The sequence below is a fragment of the Nostoc sp. PA-18-2419 genome (assembly GCF_005869855.1).
Lineage (GTDB): Bacteria > Cyanobacteriota > Cyanobacteriia > Cyanobacteriales > Nostocaceae > Nostoc.
In genome coordinates this window covers 1-24,683 of sequence record NZ_SZNH01000033.1, presented here as the reverse complement: position 1 = coordinate 24,683, position 24,683 = coordinate 1, and the positions used below count along the sequence as shown (strand labels likewise).

General features: G+C 41.7%; 21 protein-coding genes. 13 read left to right on the top strand and 8 right to left on the bottom strand.

What is annotated here, in order from left to right:
* Positions 1-160: 160 nt before the first annotated feature.
* From FCR06_RS25340 to FCR06_RS25330, 3 genes are all read right to left on the bottom strand, one after another.
* On the bottom strand, positions 161-919 hold the full coding sequence (locus tag FCR06_RS25340; protein WP_138504646.1) for a phycobilisome rod-core linker polypeptide: 759 nt from the start codon (positions 917-919) through the stop codon (positions 161-163).
* 39 nt (positions 920-958) lie between these two features.
* Entirely contained in the window at positions 959-1,822 is an 864-nt protein-coding gene (locus FCR06_RS25335) for a phycobilisome linker polypeptide (protein WP_138504644.1), read from the bottom strand.
* Positions 1,823-2,316: 494 nt separating this feature from the next.
* Entirely contained in the window at positions 2,317-2,898 is a 582-nt protein-coding gene (locus FCR06_RS25330; protein WP_138504641.1) for a phycobilisome protein, read from the bottom strand.
* Between the two features lie 246 nt (positions 2,899-3,144).
* On the opposite strand from FCR06_RS25330, the gene FCR06_RS25325 reads away from it, so the two are divergent.
* Positions 3,145-3,807, top strand: a complete 663-nt coding sequence (locus tag FCR06_RS25325) for a HEAT repeat domain-containing protein (RefSeq protein ID WP_138504639.1) — start codon at positions 3,145-3,147, stop codon at positions 3,805-3,807.
* 182 nt (positions 3,808-3,989) lie between these two features.
* Here FCR06_RS25325 and FCR06_RS25320 read toward each other — a convergent pair whose 3' ends face one another.
* On the bottom strand, positions 3,990-4,814 hold the full coding sequence (locus FCR06_RS25320; RefSeq protein ID WP_138504637.1) for a pentapeptide repeat-containing protein: 825 nt from the start codon (positions 4,812-4,814) through the stop codon (positions 3,990-3,992).
* A 492-nt stretch (positions 4,815-5,306) separates the two neighbouring features.
* On the opposite strand from FCR06_RS25320, the gene FCR06_RS25315 reads away from it, so the two are divergent.
* The 10 genes from FCR06_RS25315 to FCR06_RS25270 all read left to right on the top strand — a co-directional run bounded on the left by FCR06_RS25315 (position 5,307) and on the right by FCR06_RS25270 (position 13,293).
* Positions 5,307-5,888, top strand: a complete 582-nt coding sequence (locus FCR06_RS25315) for a phycobiliprotein lyase (RefSeq protein ID WP_138504635.1) — start codon at positions 5,307-5,309, stop codon at positions 5,886-5,888.
* 161 nt (positions 5,889-6,049) lie between these two features.
* A complete protein-coding gene (locus FCR06_RS25310) occupies positions 6,050-6,784 on the top strand; it encodes a 15,16-dihydrobiliverdin:ferredoxin oxidoreductase (RefSeq protein WP_138504633.1) in 735 nt (244 codons plus the stop codon).
* A gap of 135 nt (positions 6,785-6,919) precedes the next feature.
* Positions 6,920-7,666 carry a phycoerythrobilin:ferredoxin oxidoreductase gene (locus FCR06_RS25305; RefSeq protein ID WP_138504631.1) on the top strand — a complete coding sequence of 249 codons (747 nt, stop codon included), beginning with the start codon at positions 6,920-6,922 and terminating at the stop codon, positions 7,664-7,666.
* 450 nt (positions 7,667-8,116) lie between these two features.
* Positions 8,117-8,638, top strand: coding sequence for a phycocyanin subunit beta (locus FCR06_RS25300; protein ID WP_317616844.1), 522 nt, complete (start codon positions 8,117-8,119; stop codon positions 8,636-8,638).
* 83 nt (positions 8,639-8,721) lie between these two features.
* Positions 8,722-9,210 (top strand): phycocyanin subunit alpha, encoded by a 489-nt coding sequence (gene cpcA / locus FCR06_RS25295; protein ID WP_138504629.1) that lies wholly within the window; start codon positions 8,722-8,724, stop codon positions 9,208-9,210.
* 163 nt (positions 9,211-9,373) lie between these two features.
* Positions 9,374-10,186 carry a phycobilisome linker polypeptide gene (locus tag FCR06_RS25290; RefSeq protein WP_138504627.1) on the top strand — a complete coding sequence of 271 codons (813 nt, stop codon included), beginning with the start codon at positions 9,374-9,376 and terminating at the stop codon, positions 10,184-10,186.
* 148 nt (positions 10,187-10,334) lie between these two features.
* Positions 10,335-11,204, top strand: a complete 870-nt coding sequence (locus tag FCR06_RS25285; protein ID WP_138504625.1) for a phycobilisome linker polypeptide — start codon at positions 10,335-10,337, stop codon at positions 11,202-11,204.
* 83 nt (positions 11,205-11,287) lie between these two features.
* Complete coding sequence (locus FCR06_RS25280; protein ID WP_138504623.1) at positions 11,288-11,566, top strand: phycobilisome linker polypeptide; 279 nt, start codon at positions 11,288-11,290, stop codon at positions 11,564-11,566.
* Positions 11,541-12,386, top strand: coding sequence for a HEAT repeat domain-containing protein (locus tag FCR06_RS25275; protein ID WP_138504621.1), 846 nt, complete (start codon positions 11,541-11,543; stop codon positions 12,384-12,386). Before FCR06_RS25280 ends, FCR06_RS25275 begins: the two co-directional genes overlap by 26 nt.
* Positions 12,387-12,555: 169 nt before the next feature.
* A complete protein-coding gene (locus tag FCR06_RS25270) occupies positions 12,556-13,293 on the top strand; it encodes a HEAT repeat domain-containing protein (RefSeq protein ID WP_138504618.1) in 738 nt (245 codons plus the stop codon).
* 214 nt (positions 13,294-13,507) lie between these two features.
* On the opposite strand, the gene FCR06_RS25265 is transcribed toward FCR06_RS25270, so the two are convergent.
* Positions 13,508-14,164, bottom strand: a complete 657-nt coding sequence (locus FCR06_RS25265; protein ID WP_138504616.1) for a hypothetical protein — start codon at positions 14,162-14,164, stop codon at positions 13,508-13,510.
* 438 nt (positions 14,165-14,602) lie between these two features.
* On the opposite strand from FCR06_RS25265, the gene pruA reads away from it, so the two are divergent.
* On the top strand, positions 14,603-17,578 hold the full coding sequence (pruA, locus tag FCR06_RS25260) for an L-glutamate gamma-semialdehyde dehydrogenase (protein ID WP_138504614.1): 2,976 nt from the start codon (positions 14,603-14,605) through the stop codon (positions 17,576-17,578).
* A 61-nt stretch (positions 17,579-17,639) separates the two neighbouring features.
* Positions 17,640-18,083, top strand: coding sequence for a GNAT family N-acetyltransferase (locus tag FCR06_RS25255; protein WP_138504612.1), 444 nt, complete (start codon positions 17,640-17,642; stop codon positions 18,081-18,083).
* A gap of 134 nt (positions 18,084-18,217) precedes the next feature.
* Here FCR06_RS25255 and FCR06_RS25250 read toward each other — a convergent pair whose 3' ends face one another.
* The 3 genes from FCR06_RS25250 to FCR06_RS34895 form a co-directional block, all read right to left on the bottom strand.
* Positions 18,218-20,716 carry a calcium-binding protein gene (locus FCR06_RS25250; RefSeq protein ID WP_138504610.1) on the bottom strand — a complete coding sequence of 833 codons (2,499 nt, stop codon included), beginning with the start codon at positions 20,714-20,716 and terminating at the stop codon, positions 18,218-18,220.
* A gap of 979 nt (positions 20,717-21,695) precedes the next feature.
* Entirely contained in the window at positions 21,696-24,161 is a 2,466-nt protein-coding gene (locus FCR06_RS25245; RefSeq protein ID WP_138504608.1) for a beta strand repeat-containing protein, read from the bottom strand.
* Positions 24,162-24,385: 224 nt separating this feature from the next.
* Positions 24,386-24,683, bottom strand: a 298-nt coding sequence (locus tag FCR06_RS34895) for a transposase (RefSeq protein WP_138504606.1), incomplete at its 5' end; no start/stop codon positions are given.

Here is a 24,683-nt window from a genome sequence, read left to right as displayed (position 1 = left end):
CACAATCCTAAAATGATAAAAATGTTTATTTTATTTTTGATCGAACGTGGGAATTGAGAACTAGGGACTGGGTACTAGGTACTAGCGACTAGGGAAACAAGGAGAATAATCCATGCCCTATTTGACCAATAGCCAGTGCCCAATACCCAATCCCTATTTTTTAAACAATCTCCGTGATACTAACAATCTTGCCATTAGTGCGATTAATCCGCTGAATTTGTGGTGTCATCTTGCTAGCAGGAACAATGTATTCTGTTGTAGCACGGCGGCGGGGATTATCAAATTTTCCACTTCCACCCTGAACGAGGATTTTAAATCTCTTTTCAGTACTACCAATCACAGAAGGTAGCTTAATTTTAATCGGGCTATTGGTTGCTACTGAGTACACCAACTGAGAAGACTTGATGGCACTTGAGGTTTCGGCTACACCGCGAACAATCCCAAAAATCCGGTTATAGCCGACTTGCTTTTGTCCTACTTGGCTACTGTTTCCCCGATAGTAGGGTACAATGTTTTCACCAAAGGTAGCCTCGTATTCAGGGCTATCGATGTAGGAGTCGATCTCAGCATCATAACCGCTTTCAACGGTACGACGGATATGCTCAGAAACCTCTGTCTGCTCTAGAGGAGCGCGACCTAGCAGATGTTTAAAGTTGAGTTCAATGAACCGATAGGGAGCAGTGGTTTCAAAAAATCGAGTCCGGTAAATTTCGGACTTAGCAACAATTCGCACAAACTCACGGACGCTGATTTTGCGATCGCGCAATTGCGATTCTCCAATTACAAGGCGCTGACTTTCTAACAAGTGAGCGTTACCCAAAACTTGCTTATAGACGGCTCGAATCACTGCTTCCACTTCTTCAGTAGAGTTAGTTGTCCGTAGCTCTACCTGAGAGGAATTTATCACTATGCTTCCCATTTTTTACGTATTTCCCAAGCTTCGTTTGTGGTTAATTTTCTAGTTAACAGGAGTAATACTGGCAATTACACCGCCCTGTTTGTGAATCCGCTGATATTCTTCTGATAGCTGATTGTAGGGCACGAAATATACCTGGTTACTGCGGCGAAACTTGGAAATGCGATTTACTGTATTCGCTTTGTAGCCAGTGACTTCAATCCGGTAAACTTTACCATCTTCACCCGCTCCTACACCTTGACGAGTACGAGGAGTAGAGGTGGGATTGCGAAATGTCGCACCACTGCTGCCTGGTGAAACCACAGGGGTAGGTATGTTTTGAATCAGCAGACTATTTAATTTTGGCTGTTTGCCAGCTAAGTCACCTTTAAGACTGCTGCTAGCAGAACCACGTACCAATTGAAATAAGTGGGTAAACTGAACCAAACCCTGAATCGCTTCGGTTTTATAACCCCGAATATAAGGTACGGTATTTTCTCCAAAGGTTTCTTGATATTCGTCGCTGTCTATATAGGAATCAATCTCCGCTTCAAAGCCCTTTGTATCCAGAATCGTGCTATGTGCACGGGTTTCTTCTAGATCCAATGGCGCACGACCAAGTAAATGTCTAAAATTCAACTCAATCGCTCTATAGCGAGCAGTGTTATCAAAAAACCGCGAGCGGTAAAGCTCTGACTTTCCTACTTGACGGACAAACTCGCGAACGCTAATTTCACCCCGTTTAAGTTGGGATTCAGGAACCGTCAGCCGCTCGCTCTCCATTACATAAGCATTGCCCAAAACCTGCTTGTAAACTGATCTAATTACGGTTTCAACTTCCTCATTAGAGCGACTTGGCCACAAATCGATCGGATCGGTATTCTCAAACGGAGCCACCCCTAATCGTGATGCTGGTCCGAAAGCCATTCAAACTATCTCCCAATTAAAAACTAAATTTTATGAGAACATTGTGCAGCAGATGTTAAAAAACTTTACATTACTTAACAAAATCAGAACCACTAGGTCTTTGAAAGTCTTAATTAGCCTTCGTTATTTAAGTTTTTTTGAGTTTTTTACATCGTTTGCCTTCACACATTTTGATACGATGCTGAAGCGATATTTGTTAAAAATTGTTAAGTTAAATGATACTTTTAAGAAATTTAAGCTTTTTTTTAGTATTGAATTGATTATTGTCGTACAAGTAGTGGTAAAGAGGTATGCAAAAGTATTAGTCGTAAATTGCCCATAGCCTAGCAGTCAGAGAAAAAGGGTATGGCGATCGCATAAGGAATTCGGATCGTCAGTGCTGATGTTGCATTTGATGCCTATTCATTTTACGGGTGGTGTAAAAGTACAAAGGATTTAACTTGCAAGTAATTTCTTAGTTAACTAAATTGTTCGTTTTTATTTGACTTTTAGCACTACTGAATTTTAAAAGTAGCTAGTTGGGTGATTAAATGGTCAAAATACGGAGCAAGGATTTCTTGCTGACTTGCTTGGCAGCGTTTCAAGCTAGCAGCTTTGATACTTTTTAAGCCCAAAACCATCGCATCCAAAGGAACTTTTAATTCCTGATAAAGCAAATTTAGATAATGCAGTCCTGTGGGGCTGGTATATTCAGTGTGGCTACCTGCGATTCCATAGGTAATGCAGCGAAGAAAATGCCAAAAGTCTCGCCAGCAAGCTTGGGCGCGTTCAGGCGGATAAAGACCTCCTTCAGGCTGGGTAATTTCCGGATAAGTCAGCAAAACCTGAACTCTTGCTTCATCAACAATTTCGGTTGCGCGATCGCGTAACAACTGAGCAACAGGAATCAAAGTAGAATTATTGGGTGCTAAAGTTTCGATTTGGAGTAAATCTTCGTCACTCAGATAGCGAAAACTATCATCCGCAGCCTGGAATATAGCGATTGCAGCTTGAGGATAGGACTGTTTCCACTCAGCAAAGCTGACAATTCTAGCTTTAGCTATTAATTTTTTAACGATTTGGGTTAATTGAGTCATGGATCTAGGGGATTGAGTACTGGGTATTGGCTATTGGGTATTAGGTACTGGGGATTAAATTTTAATTTCTATTCCCCAGTCCCTAATCCTGGATTTTTCACAACTGAGAAATCCAAGGAGTGTAGGAGGAAAAGAAAGTGTGGGAAATTCGGTTAATTTCCATTCCCTATAATCTTCCTAGAAGGCGATCKTTATTTTTTGACATTTGTAAAATAAAGTAAAGAATAACCACTATTAAATGCACCTATGCAAATCGATAAAATTAAAACTCAACTGGAGAATCCAGATTTTCAGTATCGGTTGAAAGCGATCGCCGCACTCAAGGATTATGAATCAGAAGTTGCAGTTCCTCTGCTAACGAATCTACTGCATGACTCCGAATTTTTAGTGCGTTCTTTTGTCGCCAGGGGTTTGGGTAACCAGCAATCAGCGGAATCTTTTGCAGCCTTAATGCAAATTATGAAATTCGACGATACCCCCAACGTGCGAGCTGAGGCAGCAAATTCGTTATCGTTATTTGGTAGAGTAGCAGTTTCTCATTTAGTTCTAACATTTTATCAGGATGACCACTGGTTAGTACGACGTAGTATTCTCGCAGCGCTTGCTGAAATGGATTGTCCTGAAGAATTATTTGATATCTGCGTTCACGGTTTAAAAGACGAAGATTTCACAGTTGAGGAATCCGCTGTTGATGGACTTGGGTTATTAGCTGATTCTAGCCAAAATGCTGCGGCATTATCCCAACTACTAAGCTTAGTGAATGCTGAATCCTGGCGAATGCGCGTGCGAGTAGCCTATGCCCTCAAACGCTTTGACGCCGCCGAAGCAAAAACAGCCCTGAACCAACTCAGACAGGATCAAGATCATCGAGTTGTTGGAGCTGCTTTAGAAGACTTGTTGCCACAATAGCAAAGTGGGCGTGTTTGGGATTATTGTCAATAATCTCAATGATGCGATCAAGCTCAACAAAAACTAGCAACCTTTCTCTTGTGGGATGGACTTCTAGCCCGTCCGGGTTTAAGGATGCCCACCCCCAAGATGTGTATTTCATCTGAGTGAGAACCGCTATATGGAGTCCTGCTAACTCCTGCTCACCCACTTAAACTTTCACGAGTTGTTTTGCGGGTGTAAGCGTTCCAAACATCAAGTTCTGATGCTGGACGGCTGTGAAGCATGAGTATGGTAGCTTGTGTTAGTCCTTGGGCAAGAGTGAAATCTGCCCCAGCAATACTATGAAGATACTCCATCTCTGCGTTACTCAGGTCAGTTGCTCGCAAATCTGTACCCTGCAAATCGGCTCCAGTTAACCGAGCATTCCGCAAACAAGCTCCTGTCAAATAAGCTTTACTTAAGTCAGCACCACTTAAAGCTGCACCTTGTAAATTGGCTCCGGTCAAGTCAGCACCGCTGAGGTAGGCTCCCCGCAGATTAGCCCCTTGTAAATCTGCATCGCGTAAAAAAGCTGTATTGAGATAAGCACCGTTGAGATTAGCACCCGGCCCCACTGCTCCCGAAGCTTTGTAGTTATATTCTTGAGGCCATTTTGTCTGTGTATCATAACGCGCTACTTGGAGTTTAGCTCCTTGCAAATTTGCGCCACTAAGATTTGCTTGTTGGAGGTCAGCACGGTTTAAGTAAGCTCCCTGCAAATTCGCCCTACTCAAATCGGCTCCATGCAGGTTAGCACCTCGTAAATCGGCTCCACTGAGATTTGCATCACTCAAGACCATCTGACTGAGGTCGGCTCTTAGTAGCTTGGCTTGACTCAAATTAGCTTGTCTTAAATCAACTCCCCGCAGATTGAATTCGTTTAAATCTACTTTTTCTAAAGGAAGTCCTGCTTTCAGGGCTGTTAATATTTCTGGAGTTAGACTGGGACGTTCGTTGGTAATCAGGTGAATTTCACTATTTGTCATTAGATAATTAAAGTAGAACTTTTGGAGTTATTCTACACTTTACCTAAATTCAGGGTTCATCTTAATTGCTTAGAAGCAAACAAATAGCCAATTACAGCAATCAATATCTCAACCAAATGATCAGAGATTGAGAGAAAACTGCTTTTGCCTGGTTAATTTACTTATTGAAAAAGTAGATAAAACTAACAATAGCAATTGAATAATTCTTTAACTATAGGAATCAAAAAGGATAGAATGCAAATTATCATCTAAAAATTCTACATCAGTACAAATAATACAATGTAGTAATTAGGAAAAAAATTAAATTATGTGAAGAAAAATGAACTAAGCTAAAATCCTGATGGTTATTGCTTATTGTCTGATCCCAACAAAAATTATTTACACCAACTTAGTTACTATTTGTGCATAGTGTAAGAATGCAGATATTAATGCCTAGAACTACAAAGAAGATTTTGCCAAAGGTATTGTTTTAAAAAACGAGGTTTAAATTACATGCATATAATACCACCCTTGTCAATGATTGACTTCTTCCGTAAAAGTGAAGGGACATGGTTTACGGAACGTTCGGTTCATCATTTTGACTCAGCTGCAGATGAATCGGGTGAATCAAATTTAATTGTTACAGTTATAGAAAAAGACGATCTTAAAGTCCAAGAAGTCTGTAAAGCACAAGGAATAGAGCCTGATAAAGCAACTGGAGGTGCTAGCTTTGCATGGCAGGCTAACCTAGATACAAGGCCACCGAACACTGATAATGCTGCCATTTTGGTTGATATTCCCGACGATGAAACAAGGCTTTCTGGGAAATTAATCCGCAATCAAGGTTATGTAGAGAGCATTCCGGTTGTCAGTCGCTATCGATTTGCTGATGATGGAGTGCTGACGATTGACACTGATTATGACAATAACCAAGGTCAGGAACGTTGTTGGTTTGTGACTGATGATTTTCGTGTCAGGGTTAGTACCGTGCGAATGATGAACGGAGTCAACTTGATGACTTATTGTTCTGAGCGTCGTTGTGTTTCCCAACAAGTGCTGGAGCAAATGATTAGTCGGAACCATGCTGGGGAATAAGGGATGGGGGGATAGGGGGATGGGAGAGAATTACACCCCAGCACCCCACACTCCCCCCCATGCGCCATGCCCCATTAAGGAATGTTGCTTTGTTTCTAAGAAATGAGACGTGTATGATTCACATCCTTTATTTTCATGCAAGGGTTAATGAGTCATGCTCTATGTATAAGCCTTTCCTGGAATTTTTAGAAAAAGAGCTATTTGAACGCTTTGATTTAGAAAGTAGGGCTATTCCACCTGGTTTAGAATTCAAAGTTAGCGATCGCGGTAGAAACCCAGCAACCATTCGTAGCTGGTGTCACCAATCTCAAGAACTGCGGAAAATTCGCTATACATACATTGATGCTGGGGAAAGCGCCCAAATTTTTAACAGCGTGATTTATCCTAGCCATAACTACGATTTACCACTATTAGGGATTGATTTTTTATCCTTTGGTAAAATTAAAAATCTGATTGTTCTTGACTTTCAGCCTTTATTTCAGGATGAAGATTATCAGAAAAAATATATACTTCCACTGAAATCTCTGCATGATAAATACCCAGATTTATCGCAAAACTTAGAAATGAAGTTTTACGATGCTAACCAATATTTTTCTAAATACCTGTTATTTGCCAAAACAGATGCTCAAACAGTAGCAACACGAGTTTTTGCAGCGTTTCAAGATTATTTAAATTTGTATTGGCAAATGCTAGCAAACGCTCAACCACTCCCAGAAAGAGAAAATATCCAACGCATTGTTAAAGCTCAAAAAGACTATGACCAATATAGTGCAGAGCGCGACCCCGCATCTGGTCTATTTAGCAGTTACTTTGGTCATGAGTGGGCAGAACGCTTTCTCCACGAATTCTTATTTGAAGATGCTGTACCTTTAGCAGTCAGTGCAGGCAAAAGATGATTGCAGGGGTATGGGGAGAGGCAGGGGAGCAGGGAGCAGGGAGTAGAGGTAAAGATTTTTTCCCTTGCCCCCTACGTCTTCCCAATGCCCAAAATAAATCTTTACTAGTTTCAAATTTTATACCTGATACTTAAAATGACACTTTATCAACCATTTCTTGATTATGCGATCGCCTACATGCGATCGCGTTTGGATTTGCAACCCTATCCTATCCCGATTGGCTTCGAGTCCAAAAGCGCTACTGTGGGCAAAGGAAAGAATCAGGAAGAGGTTGTCACCACAAGTTACGCCTTTCAAACCCCAAAACTGCGGCAAATACGTGCAGCCCATGTACAGGGTGGCAATTCGCTGCAAGTACTCAATTTTGTGATTTTCCCTCACCTCAAGTATGATTTGCCCTTTTTTGGAGCAGATTTGGTGACATTGCCAGGAGGACACCTCATTGCCTTGGATATGCAACCCCTATTTCGAGATGACCCAGCATATCAAGCAAAGTATACTCAACCAATCCTGCCCATTTTCCACGCTCATCAACAACATCTGACTTGGGGAGGAGATTTTCCCGAAGAAGCACAACCTTTTTTCTCTCCTGCTTTTTTGTGGACTCGTCCTCAAGAAACCGTTGTAGTAGAAACTCAGGTGTTTGCAGCTTTCAAGGACTATTTAAAAGCTTATCTAGATTTTGTCGAGCAGGCGGAAACTGTAATAGATTCGCAAAATTTAGCAGCCATTGAGCAAGCCCAATTGCGCTACCTGCGATATCGGGCTGAAAAAGATCCAGCACGAGGCATGTTTAAGCGCTTCTATGGTACTGAATGGACTGAGGAGTATATCCACGGCTTTTTATTTGACTTGGAGAGAAAATTAACAGTCGTCCGCTAGAGGACAGAGGAGCTGACTGGTAGGGTAGCAGAGGGGCAAAGGAGAAATATCCCAAGTGTTTCTCCTGTGCCTCTTAACCCATGTTCTCTATAGTTCTGATAAATATACATATAAATATTAAGTTATGTAAAGCAAATTAAAAGACATCACAATAATTTTTAATAAAAAATGACCCGAGACCATTGTATAAAGAGGACTTGGAGGAAAAAACAACATCACAAGGTAAGTAGAATGCCTACTGACCAGGTTTTCAAATCCCTGATAGAAATATGAAGTTTTGTAAAAAAAAATTTAATTGGAAACCCAGAAAACATTAAACTTATACCTTGGATGTCTGTTATTGGTCTCGCCAATCTGGTCAGACAGTCTCAACTCAGACTTAAGGTAAAATACTTCTCAGTTTGAAGTCCGACGAGTCTGTTAATTAAGCAAATTTAGGAGATAAAAGCAATGGTGTTAGATGCATTTGCCAAAGTAGTTTCCCAAGCTGATGCACGTGGTGAATATCTCAGCCAAGCTCAATTGGATGCCCTGACCGCCATCATTAAAGATGGTAACAAGCGTACGGATACCGTAAACCGGATTACCAGCAACTCCTCTGCTATTGTTGCTAACGCTGCTCGCGCTTTGTTTGCTGAGCAACCTCAGTTGATTGCTCCTGGTGGTAATGCTTACACCAGCCGCAGAAATGCTGCTTGCTTGCGCGATATGGAAATCATCCTGCGCTATGTTACCTATGCAATCTTTGCTGGTGATGCCAGTGTACTCAATGACCGTTGTTTGAACGGTCTACGTGAAACCTACTTGGCTCTAGGAACTCCTGGTGCTTCTGTAGCAGTTGGCGTGCAAAAGATGAAAGATGCTGCTCTAGCAATTGCTGGTGACCCCAACGGGATCACCAGAGGTGATTGCAGCGCTCTGTTGGCTGAAGTTGCAAGCTACTTCGATCAAGCAGCTGCTGCTGTAGCGTAATACCAGCTCGAAGCTATTAGCTGACAATTGTCAGTTGACAAAATAGATTTCAACAAAATTGTAAATAGGGAGATACTAAACCGATGAAAACACCTCTTACCGAAGCAGTCGCCGCTGCTGATTCTCAAGGACGCTTTCTCTCGAGCACAGAACTTCAAGTCGCTTTTGGTCGTTTTCGCCAAGCTCCTGCTAGTTTAGAAGCAGCAAAAAGCTTGACCGCTAATGCTCAACGTTTGACAGAAGGTGCAGCTCAAGCGGTGTACAACAAGTTTCCCTACACCACTCAACAGCAAGGACCTAACTTTGCTTCTACCAATACTGGAAAAGCCAAGTGTGCGCGTGACATCGGCTACTACCTGCGGATTGTCACCTATTCCTTAGTTGTAGGCGGTACAGGTCCATTGGATGATTTCTTGATTTCTGGCTTAGCTGAAATCAACCGCACCTTCGACCTGTCCCCCAGCTGGTACGTTGAAGCTCTCAAGTATATCAAAGCTAACCACGGTCTAAGTGGCGATCCTGCCGTAGAAGCCAATTCTTACATCGACTACGCAATTAACACTCTGAGCTAGAGAGTGTATTTAGCCCGGAAAGGCAAACAAGCTCTGTTGGCTAGTAGCTAAGAGTTGGTTTACCTTTCTGGGCAGTTTTATTTTGAAAAACTGTTAAAAAACTAGAAAAAATTTTTCTAAAAAATTTTCAGTTTTGCAGCTAAAAAACTGAGGAGGTTTAAAAATGGCAGCTTTGGGGAAAGCAGCGAGATTAGGGATTGCACCTATTGAAAACTCAGAACTAGCAGAACTACGTCCTGATAGAACAGAAGCGGATGTAGAAGTAATTATTCGAGCAGCTTACCGTCAAGTTTTAGGTAATGCGTACTTGCTGGATGAAGAGCGTCTAATCAGTGCTGAATCATTGTTACAGCAAGGTGTAATCTCAGTTCGAGGATTTGTGCTAGCCATTGCTCAATCAGAACTGTATCGTGACAAGTTTTTCTACTCCAACTCGCAAATCCGGTTTATCGAGTTGAATTATAAGCATTTATTAGGGCGTGCTCCAGAAGACGAATCAGAAATTTCCTACCATGTTGAGCTTTACAACTCACAAGGTTATGAAGCCGAGATTAACTCGTACATAGACTCAAGAGAATATCTTGATAGTTTTGGTGAAAATATTGTGCCTTACTATCGGGGTTTCAAGAGTCAAGTAGGACAGAAAAACGTTGGCTATAGCCGATTGTTCCAACTGTATCGGGGTTATGCCAGCAGCGATCGCGCTCAAGGAAAAAAACAAGGACAGCTAACCTGGGAAATCGCTAAGAATCTCGCCTCACCGATTTACCCAGCCTCTACAGGAGCCTTAACAGGCCTCTCCACTGGTGGTCGAGGAGAAACTTATCGAATCAGAGTCCTACAATCAGCTTCCCCGAACTCAGCTGTAGTGCGGCGCGCTACAACGGAATTGGTCGTGCCTTACGAACAACTATCGAGTAAACTACAGCAGCTCAATCGTAAGGGTAGTAAAGTAGTGAGCATTACACCTGTATAAATGGGGAATAGGTAAGTTGGGAGTGAGGAGTTAAGAATCAACAGTTAGAAGTTAGAAGTTTTGAATTCCTAACTCCAGCTTTATTCTTAACTCTCAACTTTTAACTCCTAAATTTTCCCAATTATGAAGTACAAAAGGATAATTACCAATGGCTATTACAACAGCAGCGTCCCGTTTAGGAACAGAAGCTTTTAGTGATAACGCTCCTGTAGAATTGCGTCCAAATGCAACTAAAGAAGACATAGAAAGGGTAATATCTGCTGTCTATCGTCAGTTGTTGGGCAACGATTACTTAATGCAATCTGAACGCCTCACCAGTGCTGAATCTATCCTGCGTGACGGAAAAAATACAGTCCAAGAATTTGTACGTCAAGTAGCTAAATCAGAACTGTACAAATCGAAGTTTTTCTACAACAGTTTTCAGACTCGCGTTATTGAGTTGAACTACAAACACTTATTGGGTCGTGCCCCCTATGATGAGTCAGACGTAGTTTATCACTTAGACTTGTACCAAACTAAGGGATATGAAGCCGACATTGATTCCTATATTGATTCGCCAGAGTATCAAGCTAGCTTTGGTGAAAATATAGTTCCTTATTACCGCGGTTTTGAAACTCAAACAGGACAGAAAACCGTAGGATTTAGCCGGATATTCCAACTTTATCGCGGTTATGCCAGTAGCGATCGCTCCCAACTCAAAGGCAATTCTTCTCGCTTAGCTGTCGAATTAGGTCGCAATGGGGCATCTACTGTTGTTGCTCCTTCTGGTAGTGCTTCAGGCTTTGCTTACGTTGCTCCTGCCAAAGGCGTTACCCCCAACAGTACTTTCGGTGGTGCAGGAACTTTTGGTAAAGAAGGCAGACTCTACCGCATTGAAGTGGCAGGCGTTTTTGGAACTGGATATCCTAGCACCCGTCGTGTCAATCAAGCTGTGGTCATTCCATACGAAGAACTATCTAGTTACTTCCAAAGAGTACAAAAGCAAGGTGGTAAAATAGCCAGCGTTAAACCACTCTAGGGTCATTAGTCATTGGTCATTGGTCATTAGTAACTGACAAATGACAACTGACTAATGACAATTTAAAATTTGGAATTAAATTTATGCTTGGACAAATTACAGGTAGAACTACTAACCGCTACTTTCGTTATGAAGTAGTCGGTTTGCGCCAAAGCGAAGAAACCCAAAAAGTAGACTATCCCATTCGTTCTAGTGCTACTGAGTTTATTACAGTGCCTGAGAACCGGATGAATCAAGAAATGCAGCGGATTAGTCGCTTAGGTGGCAAAATAGTCAGTATTCAGCTATTGAATGCTGAGGCTAAAACAAATAGCCCACAAAGCACTCCTTCTTCTGATGAATCCAAGTCCACAGAAAATTGAAGATTTATCACTAACAAGTGAGTTTGCCGACGGTGAATCTTTAACAGTAGAGCAAGCGATCGCCAATCTCCAAGGTGTAGACTTAGGGCTACGCTTTTATGCTGCTTGGTGGTTGGGTAGGTTTCGGGTGTGCGAACCAGCTGCGGTTAGAGGATTAATTCGAGCCTTAGAGGATGAAGCTGACAGAACACCAGAAGGAGGATATCCTCTGCGACGGAATGCAGTTAGGGCTTTGGGGAAAATTGGCGATGGTCAAGCAGTTGTACCTTTGATTGCCTGTTTAGACTGCTCAGATTATTATGTGCGGGAAGCAGCAGCACAATCGTTAGAGATGCTAGGCGATGTTGTTTGTATTTCTGCTCTCGGCAAGCTATTAAAAGCAGGCTTGGAGGGAGAACATCTCAAATCAAAGCAGCCTGATTTGTCTCAACCCTACGACGCTATTTTAGAAGCTTTAGGAAGGTTGAAGGCAACTGAGTACATCCCTTTGGTGAAGCCGTTTCTTGAGCATCCCATAGAAGTAGTGCAATATGCTGCCGCACGAGCTATGTATCAGTTAACTCAAGAACCAAGTTACGCACAACGATTGGTACAGGCTTTGGCTGGTGATAAATTACAACTGCGTCGAGCAGTATTAGCAGACTTGGGAGCAATTGGGTATCTACCCGCAGCTGAAGCCATATCTGAGACTTTGGCAGAAAATAGCCTGAAACTAATTTCTCTCAAAGGATTACTAGAACATCAAGTTAACCATACAACAGCAAGCAGTTTATCAGAAGGTGCAATCAAAGTCATGAATTTGATGGACTCGCTGTTATAGTCTTAAGTTTGAGATAATTAGTTGTCATTAATACGTTAAAACCAAATGTTTACCAAATATAAACCCCCAACCCGACTGCAAAGCAAGGGTTAGGGGTTTATGTATGATGTCAGCTACGGAGAACTTAAGCTACAATTAGCTGACCACTAATAACTCATGAAAAATTATTATGAATAATAATGACCTTGCCCAAATATTGATTCGTGCTGTGGAAGAAGCGGATTCCTCAGAGCGCTTATTAGATGCAGTTCAAGAGTTAGCAGCAGCAGGTATAGAGGAATCTGTTCCCACTCTGATTGCTGCTTTGGGCTACAATAATCCGGGGGCGGCAGTGGCGGCAGTAGATGGATTGATTGCGATCGGAGAACCCGCAGTAGGGCCATTATTGAAACTCATTGATGATTACAACTATGGTGCTAGAGCCTGGGCAGTTCGTGCCTTAGCAGGAATTGGGGATTTACGGGCGCTGGACACTTTATTAGAGGCAGCAAAAACTGATTTTTCCTTGAGCGTGCGCCGGGCAGCAGCTAGAGGATTAGGCACATTACGCTGGTATCAACTACCATCTGAGAAAGTGGAATCTGTCCAAACTCAGGTAATAGACGCACTACTGTTAATTTCTGAAGATCCGGAGTGGGTAGTACGCTATGCAGCGGTTACGAGTTTAGAAACATTAGTAAAAGCGATGCCTGCGGCGGTGAACAACGCCATTACTTTACCCGATGGAGCCTCGCGCATTACACATCGACTCGAGCAAATGCTAGATACAGATGCAGATCTGGGAGTGCGTACCCGTGTAAAGTTTGCACAGCAAAAAATTCAGCAGCAACAGCATCAAGAAGTATTTGCACTTAAAACAAAGCAAGAACAGCCTGAAGTGCCTCATCGTGGTGGTGGCAGACGTTAGGGACTCCGATTAAAAAATATTCCATCGTCAGGGCAGGGGAGCAGAGGGGCAGGGGGAGAGGAATACGATCGCTTGCCATTTTAATCGCATAGAATATAACTCTGGTTTAAGAAGTAAAAAGATAATCCTTAGAAATAAATTTTCTCGGTGGCTGACGAACCGTTTTTTCTTTTTCTTTCTTTTGTCTTATTTAATGACGTTTAAACAGTGTTTATCAAAAACCATATCCCGAAGTCAAAGACTTGATTTCCTCCTGAATATTGCTACGAGCAAATGGTTCGGCGAATTCCAACATTAAAGGCGTAAAGTAAATTGACCGCTGTAAAAATCCTTCTAAAAATTGCCGCCGTCCTGCGATATATTCTGCTTGTAATACCCAGGCATATTCCTGGCGAATCGCATCGGAGTATTCTGGATAATCAACTGGATTAGTAGCCAAAACCGCTAAATCTGCATCTAATAAGACTTGGCTATCACAATCATCCGCCGCAGCTTGGTGGTTTTTAGTGTTCAGAATCAAACGACTGACAGTAGCGATAGTACTTTCGGGAATGCCTAAATGACTCAGCAGATCAAAAGCATAGTCTGCACTTTTTTCTTCATTATCTTGAGCCTTAGTGTCATAGACTACATCGTGAAACCAGCCAGCAAATAGAACAGCAGCTAGGTTGTTTGTGTAGCCATGTAAAATCTCAATTGTGCTGAGGACATGATGAATATGTTTGAGTGTATGGTAATAGCGATCGCTGCTAGAGTAAGCTGCAACCAAGTGATTAAAGGCTTTATCAGCAGCTATTTGGTCAACGCCAAAGGGTTCGAGTGTGCGTTGCCATTTAGAAAATAAGATATGCGTGAGGTTTTCTGTAGACATAAAGGTAGTATCCCCACTGTTAATATGACTGAGCTAATCTCTTGTGCCGCAACATCTGTCCAATCAAGTTAAAAATATATCAACAAAAGGATAACACTTGTAGGTAAGTGAATAGGGTATGGAGCATTGGCAGTGAGGAGTTATGCCAATTCGTAATTCGTAATACTCGCCTCTGGCGAGAAGCAAGCTACGTAATTCGTAATTAATAAAGTCTGATTTAGTCTGGGTTCTTGGGTTTGGATCTGTATCATTATTTTTGGAAAATGGTATTAGGAGTGGTGGGGTGGTTGGGTGATGGGGTAAAATTCTCTCTCCATCTCCCCATCTCCCCACCTTCCCCATCTCCCTAATTATGGTGACAGCTAAATGAAAACGTCAAAATAGAAGACACAGGTTTTCTACAAAAACCCTTGCCTTGATTAACGGAGTTTATTATCAGTGGTATTACAAGTACAGACAAACATCTACGAAGCTAAAACCCAAGAAATTGCTAAACAACTTCTAGCAGCTACACAGGAAAATCGTTCATTTTTTGCTTCCCTGCGCGATCAAATGCGCTGGGATGATAAATTACTAGCTTGGACGATGAGTAATCCTGGGTTGCGGGTGCAATTATTTCGGTTTATAGATACTCTACCTGCTTTGAATAGTAAATCGGAAATTGCCTCACATTTACAAGAATATTTAAGCGATGAGTCTGTAGAATTACCGACGGCTCTGAAGGGAATGCTAAACTTTGCTAACCCTGAGTCTATGCCAGGACAAGTTGCTGCTACAACTGTTGGTACAGCAGTTGAAACTCTTGCTCATAAATATATCGCTGGAGAAAATATTAAACAAGTCATCAAAACAGTTGAACGGCTGCGAAAAGAGAAAATGGCTTTCACTATTGATTTACTTGGTGAAGCGGTAATTACTGAAGCCGAAGCGCAATCTTATCTAGAACGCTATTTAGAATTAATCCAACAATTGGTAGAAGTATCGAAGAATTGGACAATCATACCAGCGATTGATGAGGCAGATGGCGAACTGCTACCAAAAGTCCAGGTTTCTGTTAAATTAACGGCGTTTTATTCGCAATTCGATCCATTAGATGCTAAGGGTAGTGAAGAACGAGTTAGCGATCGCATTCGTATTCTCTTACGTCGTGCCCAAGAATTAGGCGCAGCTGTGCATTTTGATATGGAACAGTATGCCTATAAGGACATAACTCTTAGTATCTTGCAAAAACTATTACTCGAAGAAGAATTTCGCCAACGCACAGATATTGGCATCACAATCCAAGCATATCTGCGTGATAGCGAGCAAGATGTTAAAAATATTATTTCTTGGTTAAAACAGCGCGGTTATCCCCTGACAATTCGTTTGGTGAAAGGCGCATATTGGGATCAGGAAACGATTAAAGCAGCCCAAAAGCACTGGTTACAGCCAGTTTACAATGATAAAGCGGCAACTGATGCTAACTTTGAAACTATTACTCAATTATTGCTAGAAAATCATCAATATGTATATTCTGCCATTGGTAGCCATAATGTGCGATCGCACGCTCGTGCCATTGCCATAGCTGAAAGTTTAAATGTCCCCCGCCGTCGCTTTGAATTGCAAGTTCTCTACGGTATGGGTGATAAAGTTGCCAAGGCGTTGGTTGACAGAGGTTATCGGGTGAGAGTTTACTGTCCTTACGGTGAATTATTGCCTGGAATGGCATATTTGATTCGGCGATTGTTGGAAAATACGGCTAATAGTTCTTTTTTACGGCAAAATCTCGAAAATCGACCAATTGACGAATTGTTAGCACCACCAGTTGTCAAAGACGCAGAGAATGAAAATTTCCCCGTATCCTCTTCCTTTCTTGGGGCGGCGGATACAGATTATGCAAAGGAGGAGGGAAGAAGGAAGGTGATGGAGGCTTTTGCAGGTGTTCGTGAAAATTTGGGTAGAACTTATTTACCGCTGATTGATGGAGAGTATGTTAATACGCCGGAATTTGTTGATTCTCTCAATCCTTCTAATTTCAGTGAGGTAGTTGGGAAAGTTGGGTTGATTAGCGTTGAACAAGCCCAACAAGCGATGCAAGCGGCTAAGGCAGCGTTTCCTGGTTGGAAGAAAACACCAGCTAAACAACGCGCTGATATTTTGCGGAAAGCGGGTGATTTGATGGAAGAACGCCGCGCCCAACTCTCAGCTTGGATGGTTTTGGAAGTTGGGAAACCAGTTAAGGAAGCTGATGCAGAGGTTTCTGAAGCGATAGACTTTTGTCGGTATTATGCTGATGAGATTGAACGATTAGATGAGGGTGTTAATTATGACATAGCTGGAGAGACTAATCGTTATATCTATCAGCCACGGGGAATTGCTGTAGTGATTTCTCCTTGGAATTTTCCCCTAGCGATCGCTTGTGGAATGACTGTTGCAGCCTTGGTTTCTGGTAATTGTACTCTCTTAAAACCTGCGGAAACATCTTCTGTAATTGCTGCAAAATTCACAGAAATCTTGGTAGATGCTGGTTTTCCTCAAGGTGTATTTCAATACGTACCAGGGAAGGGTTCACAAGTTGGGGCTTATTTGGTAAATCATCCAGATACTCATGTAATTGCTTTTACGGGTTCTCAAGAAGTAGGATGTAGAATTTACGCGGATGCCGCCACGCTAAAACCCGGACAAAAGCACATGAAGCGAGTAATTGCTGAAATGGGTGGCAAGAATGCAATTATTGTCGATGAAAGTGCTGATTTAGACCAAGCAGTTGTCGGGGTAGTGCAATCAGCATTTGGTTACAGCGGACAAAAATGTTCTGCTTGTTCGCGAGCGATCGTGTTGGAACCGATTTATGATGCTTTTGTGCAGCGGTTGGTGGAAGCGACAAAATCTCTGAATATTGGGGAAGCAGAGTTACCTAGTACGCAAGTCGGGCCGGTAATTGATGGCAATGCCCGCGATCGCATCCGCGAGTATATTGAGAAAGGTAAGGCAGAAGCCCAACTAGCCTTGGAGTTACCAGCACCGGAACACGGCTATTTTGTCGGCCCTGTGATTTTTAGTGAAGTATCGCCAGATGCAGTCATCTCTCAAGAAGAAATTTTTGGGCCTGTGCTAGCGGTAATTCGGGTAAAAGATTTTCAAGAAGCGTTAGCAGTCGCTAATGGGACTAACTATGCATTGACTGGAGGACTTTATTCTCGAACACCTTCGCACATTCAGCAGGCACAGACAGAATTTGAAGTTGGAAATTTGTACATCAACCGCAACATCACAGGTGCTATCGTTGCACGACAACCCTTTGGAGGATTCAAACTTTCTGGAGTCGGTTCTAAAGCTGGAGGCCCWGATTACCTACTGCAATTCCTAGAACCACGTGCAGTCACAGAAAATATTCAGCGCCAAGGTTTTGCACCGATTGAAGGTGCAGATTAAAGTATAGAATTAGGTGGGGAAAACCCACCTTTTTTGATATACTAACTACAAAAACAGTTTGATGAGTAATTTAGTTATAAGACTTGCTGAATTATCTGAAGAATTTCCGGCGATCGCTGCAATTAGAAAGTCAGTTTTTCAGGAAGAACAAGGAGTAGATCCGGCTTTAGAGTTTGATGGCAAAGATGAAATATCTAACCATTTAATCGCTTATTTGGATGACAAAGCTGTGGGTACTACTAGAATTAGATATTTAGATGAAAGAACTGTCAAGATAGAAAGACTTGCTGTTTTATCTACAGTTAGAGGGCAAGGTATTGGTAAGCAAATCATGGAAAAGGCACTTTTATTTATAGCTAGTAAAAATATTATAGAAGTTGTGATTCATTCTCAAGAATATATCAAAGTTTTATATTTAAAATTGGGCTTTATAGAAGAAGGAGAAATATTTCAAGAAGCTGGTATATCCCATGTAAAAATGAGAAAACTTTTACACTCTTCGTGATTATAAAACTTTTAAAATATCGTATTATTTGTAATACTTTTATTAATAAATAAAATGCGAAATCTATAACAGCATCTCGCATTTCCCAAATTTCTTATTTTTACCTGGGTATAATCATGAAGCAATCATCATAATTAAGCAGTTACATAAAAATTGTTATTGGTTAGTGAAACTCCACCAGATAGTTGGGCAAATTTTACCTGAGTAAACGCACTTCCACTGCCATCTTGGTCAAAGTATAATCCACCTGTAGTGTCATCATAGATAATTCGCTGAGCGCTAGTTGTTGCAGATGTTCCCAGGGTAAACTGACTAGCTGAAAGGTAAATTGGTAATAACCCCCCACCAAAACCACCAGCTGATATCCAAATAAGTTCATTACTTGCGTTGAAGTCATAAATACTACTAACGCCTTGATTGTAACCATTGAAAATAAAGGTATCAGTACCAGTCCCCCCATAGAGGGTATCATTACCGCCTCCACCTATCAAGGTATCATTCCCAGCACCACCTTTGAGGGTATTATTGCCTGAGGCGTTAGAAGCTGTGAGATAATCATTGCCATTACCTCCATCAACTAAATTGTCACCTATTGAACTAGCGACATTTAAGAAATCGTTCCCAGTACCACCGCTGAGGGTATTATTACCTGAAGCACCGTGAGTCTCATAATGGTAGGTATAAACAGAGAGATAATCATTCCCGTCGCCCCCAATGAGCAGATTATTGCCTGTTGAATCGTCAGCATTCAATCTATCATCACCGATGCCACCGTTGAGAGTATTATTGCCTGTTGAACTATCGACATTTAAGGTATCATTACCAGCATCACCGTTGAGGGTATTATTGCCCGAAGCAGTATAGTATGATTCATCAGTATCGCCATACTTATAGTAGCCAGAGGCAAAGAGATAATCATCGTCATCTCCTCCAGAGAGTAGATTATCGCTTGTTGAATAGTCAACACTCAATCTATCATCACCAGTGCCACCATTAAGAGTATTCTTCCCAAACAAACCAGGAGTATACCCGTATTGACCAGAGGCAGAAAGAGAATCATTGCCATCACCCCCGTCTAGTAGGTTATCCCCTGTTGAAGAGTCAACACTTAATTTATCGTTCCCAGCACCACCGTTGAGGGTGTTATTGCCTGAGGCACTAACAAAATAAGAGTCTGTTGGTTGCTCTTGGTAGTAGCCAGAGGCAGAGAGAGAATCATTGCCATCGCCCCCAGAAAGCAGATTATCGCCTTTTGAATAGTCAGCATTCAAGGTATCGTCACCAGTACCACCGTTAAGCGTGTTCTTACCAGAAGCGCCTCCATAGACGTAGGTGGAGTTATCGACGAAGTAGGCAGAAGCTCTAAGATAATCATTGCCACTGCCCCCGTCTAATAGGTTATTTCCTGTTGAAAAGTCAACACCCAAGAAATCGTTACCAGCGCCACCGTTGAGGGTATTGTTGCCAGAAGTGACATAACCATCATAGACGTTGTTATCAGACCCCAAGAGATAATCATTATCATCGCCCCCTTCCAATAGGTTATCGCCTGTTGCAAAGTCAACATTCAAGGTATCGTTACCAGCACCACCATAGAGAGTGTTATTGCCTGAAGCTGCGGCGTTCCCGTATCTAGTTGCGTCACCAGAGGCTATGAGATAATCATCGTCATCGCCCCCAGAAAGCAGATTATCGCCTCTTGAATTGCTAACATCTAGCCTATCGTCTCCAGCACCACCGTTGAGAGTGTTATTTCCAGAAGCACCATCACCGTCGCGGTAGAAGACATAGCCAGAGATAAAATCATTGCCATCGTCTCCATTGATGAGTTGAGTGCCTGTTGTAGAGCCAAAACCAAAGGTATCGTTACCAGCCCCACCGCTGAGAGTGTTATTGCCCTCACCACCGCTGAGAACATCATTCCCCGCACCACCAATCAGAGTATCATTCCCCTCGCCACCAATCAGAGTATCATTCCCCTCGCCACCAATCAGAGTATCATTATCCGTACCACCACGGAGTAGGTCGTCGCCACTCTTGCCGTCGATGCGGTCATCACCGCCCTGACCATTGATCACATCATCTGAGTTGTCAAAGCCGTTGACATTGTTATTCAGGTCGTTAAAGAAAGTGACTGTATTTTTGTGGAACAGGTTCTGTTGAGTGGAGTTAGCATTGACGACATCAAAGTTGTCAGTGATGTTGAGTTGTCCATCAAACAGAATATTGCCCACTGTTGATAGGTTATCGAAGTTTTCTAGAGTAAAGTTTTGCAGGATAACTTTGCTATTAGCCCCCTCAAAGCTAATTTCCAGATTGCTGCCATTCTGCGTCAGCAGCAGATTTTGGGCAGTTAAGCCAGAACCTTGAAATATTAGGGTATCCACTTCAGCTATAACTGCTGCCGAGGGATTTGAGCCTTTACCTACGCCACGAAAATCGGTAATGATATCAGTCCCGTTGTCGTAGCCGAAACTGCTGTAAATAAATCTATCATTGCCACCGCCACCAGTTAAGGTGTCATTACCTGCATTGCCTATGATAATATCGTTCCCAGCTTTACCGTTAATCTTGTCCGCATCGTAGCTACCCACTAGGGTATCATTACCGTTGGTTCCATTGATATATGCCATAACTTTTACCTTCCTGAATCGATTTTTCAGAGTAACTTAAGTTCTTATCCTGCTATTAATGCTGTTTGAGAACACAATGAACTCGCCAAGAGTCTACATTTGCAACATACTTTCATGTTACTTTTAACGGTTACTAACTTTACTCAATGAATTACGCTGTTGAGTAGGTTATAAGTAACACTCATGTAAATATCTCAGACTATCTAAGTCTTATGCTCTGTCAAATTTTTAGGATGTGAATTAATAAAAATAGGTTGTTTCAAGCTTTTTAAACTATTTTTGATTCAGTAGATATTACTATAAAGCACAGCAAAATAAAGTTTGAATGCTTCAAATTCACACTTCATCTTTAGTTTTTTGTCAATGCATAAGTCTTACTATCTTAATCAGAGAGAATAACTTACAGATGAGAGGCAAATAAATTTTGCTTTGGCTCTCAGCTATATCTCTGTGGTATTTAGTTTCAAAAAAGGGAACATCTAAATAACTTACTAATAATTAACTACAAAATATTACTTAGATGTCTACACTTCAAAATACATCTTTGCATATTCTTTATATTTTGGAGTAATAAATGTATATAAAATTGCTTATCTTTGTGTAATCTTTATATTTTTAGATTAATTACAGCGATGCCTGGGTTGAGCTATACCTAAGCGAAGCTCAAAAGGAATCACACGCTTGGTATCATTTTACAATACTTCTTTAGGATTAAAAATATAAATGCGATCGCTGCAATTAGAAAATCAGTTTTTTTGGAAAAACGAGTGGTAGATGCTGGTTTATAATTTGATGGCAAAGATGAAATATCTGAGCATTTGATTGTCTATTTAAATGAAAAATGTTTTCTGATTAGTAGAATTTAGGATTGCTAGATTAATGGGTTTAAATAAATAAAATGCAAGATGCCTGTTACAGCATCTCGCATTTCCCTAATTTTTTATTTTTCTATGACTAAAATCATCAAGCACCATCGCAATTAAGCAATTACCTCAAAATTGTTCTTACTTAGTGATACTCCACCGAATAATTGGGCAAATTTTATCTGAGTAAACGCACCACCACTGCCATCTTGGTCAAAGTACAATGCACCTGTAGTGTCATCATAGATGAATCGCTGAGTGATGGTTGTTGCAGATGTTCCCAGGATAAATTGATTAGCTGCAAGTGTACCTATTGATAACCCGCCACCAAAACCACCAGCGGATACCTGAATCAGTTCATTAGCCTGGTTAAAGTTATAAAGGCGATCAACACCTTCATTGAAAGTATTGAAAACAAAGGTATCAGTACCAGCCCCTCCATAAAGAGTGTCATCACCCTTGCCACCTATGAGGACGTTCTTACCAGAGGCGACATCGACAGAGAGATAATCATTACCATTACCACCATCAAGGGTGTTATTTCCTGAGGTACTATAGCCGAACAGCTCATAAGCCGGACCATTATTATTGGAGCCTATGAGAGAATCATTGCCATCGCCTCCCAATAGTAGGTTATCACCTATTGACAAATTAATATTCAAGGTATCGTTGCCAGCACCCCCGTTGAGGGTATTATTACCAGAGGTGGTATAGATTTCGGTAAGGTCTGGAAAATCATAGTCGAAAAAGCCGGAAGCAACAAGATAATCATTGCCATTGTCCCCAGAGAGGAGGTTATCGCCTGTTGAAAAACTAGCACTCAAGGTATCGTTACCAGTACCACCGTTGAGGGTGTTATTGCCAGATGAATAGCCAAAAAAATCGTATCCTGTCAAGTAGCCACCGATTAATAAGCCAGAGGTGGAGAGAGAATCATTGCCATCGCCTCCTAAAAGTATGTTATCACCTGTTGAATCGGAATTATCCGATAGAATATCGTCACCAGTACCACCAATGAGAGTATCACTGCCCGCACCGCCCCTCAAAACATCGTTACCGCTCTTGCCATCGATTTTGTCATTACCCCCTTGACCATTGATGACATCATCTGAGTTGTCAAAGCCGTTGACATTGTTGTTTAGCTCGTTCAAGAAGGTGACTGTGTTCTTTTTGAAGACGGTGCTTTGGTTGGAATTAGCATCGAAGACATCAAAGCTGTCCGTGATGCTAGTTTGTCCATAAAACAAAATATTGCCGACTTGAGCTAAATTGTCTAGATTTTCCAGAGCAAAGTTTTGCAAGACTATTTTGGGATTAAATATCCCTCTGAAGGTTATTTCTAAGTTGTTACCATTTTGAGTTAATTGCAGATTCCTCGCAGTTTGCTCAGATTCTGTAAATTGCAAAGTATCCAATGAGGCAATCACCCCTGCTGATGGGTTTGAGCCTTTACCAATGCCACTGAAATCGGTGATAGTGGTAACAGTGCCTACATAACCCAAAACAAATTTATCCTTGCCGCCGCCACCAATTAAGATTTTATTGTTCGGATTGTAAAAGGAGATATCGTTCGATTGACTATAGAAGGTATCGTTACCAGCGCCACCATTGAGGGTGTTACTACCCAAAGCGCCAGAGGCAGAGAGAGTATCATTACCATTGCCTCCAAGGAGCAAATTATCACCTGATGAATAGTCAATATTTAAGTAATCGTTACCAGCACCACCGTTGAGGGTGTTATTGGCAAACGTACTAGGAGAGGAAAAGTAAGAGCCAGAGGCTAAGAGAGTGTCATTACCATCGCCTCCAAAAAGCAGGTTAGCGCCATCATTATCTCCCAAGATAACGCCACCAATGAGACTATCATTCCCCTCGCCACCAATGAGAGTATCATTCCCTTCGCCACCAACGAGAGTATCATTGCCCGCATCACCAATGAGAGTATCATTGCCGGCATCACCACGCAGCAGGTCGTTGCCACTCTTACCGTCGATTTTGTCGTTACCCCCTCGACCATTGATGACATCATTTGAATTGTCAAAGCCGTTGACATTGTTATTCAGGTCGTTAAAGAAGGTGACTGTGTTTTTGCGGAACGGGTTTTGTTGGGTGGAGTTAGCATTGACGACATCAAAGTTGTCAGTGATGTTGATTTGTCCATCAAACAGGATATTGCCCACTGTTGATAGGTTATCGAAGTTTTCTAAGGTAAAGTTTTGCAAGATAACTTTGCTATTAGCCCCTTCAAAGCTAATTTCCAGATTGCTGCCATTCTGCGTCAGCAGCAGATTTTGGGCAGTTAAGCCAGAACCTTGAAATATCAGCGTATCCACTTCGGCTATAACTGCTGCCGAAGGATTTGAGCCTTTACCTACTCCACGAAAATCGCTGATGATATCAGTCTGGTAGTCAGAGCTGAAAGAGGAGTTATAAATAAATCTATCATTGCCACCGCCACCAGTTAGGGTGTCGTTACCTGCATTGCCTGTGATGATATCGTTCCCAGCTTTACCGTTAATTCTGTCAGCGTCGTCAGTACCCACTAGGGTATCATTACCGTTGGTTCCAATGATATTTGCCATAACTTTTACCTTCGTAAATCGATATTTTGGAGTAACTTAAGTTCTTAACCTGCTATTAATGCTGTTTGAGGACACAATGAACTCGCCAAGAGTCTAGGGGGAGCAACACACTTTCTATGTCACTTTTGAGAGTTACTAACTTTTTCTAAAGATTTACACTACTGGGTAGCTTGTAAATAACACTCATGTAACTATCTCAGACTATCTAAGTCTTACAGCAGTTTTCAAATGAATAGACCACAGTGGGCAAACCAACCCCAAGCATCATCAGAGGAAATTTGCTGATTCACAATCTGAGTTAAAAGTTGATTTAGTGCCTCATGTGTTGTAACTTTTGCTGCTCGCAAACAGTGCTTCAGTTTTGACCAGCATAATTCAATTGGAGATAAGTCAGGTGAGTAAGGAGGTAAAAAGACAAGACGTGCGCCAACTGCTTCAATTGAGTCTTGAATCACCGCAGCAGTATGTACTGATAAATTATCCATCACCACAATTGCTCCAATCCATAACTCCAATCCATAA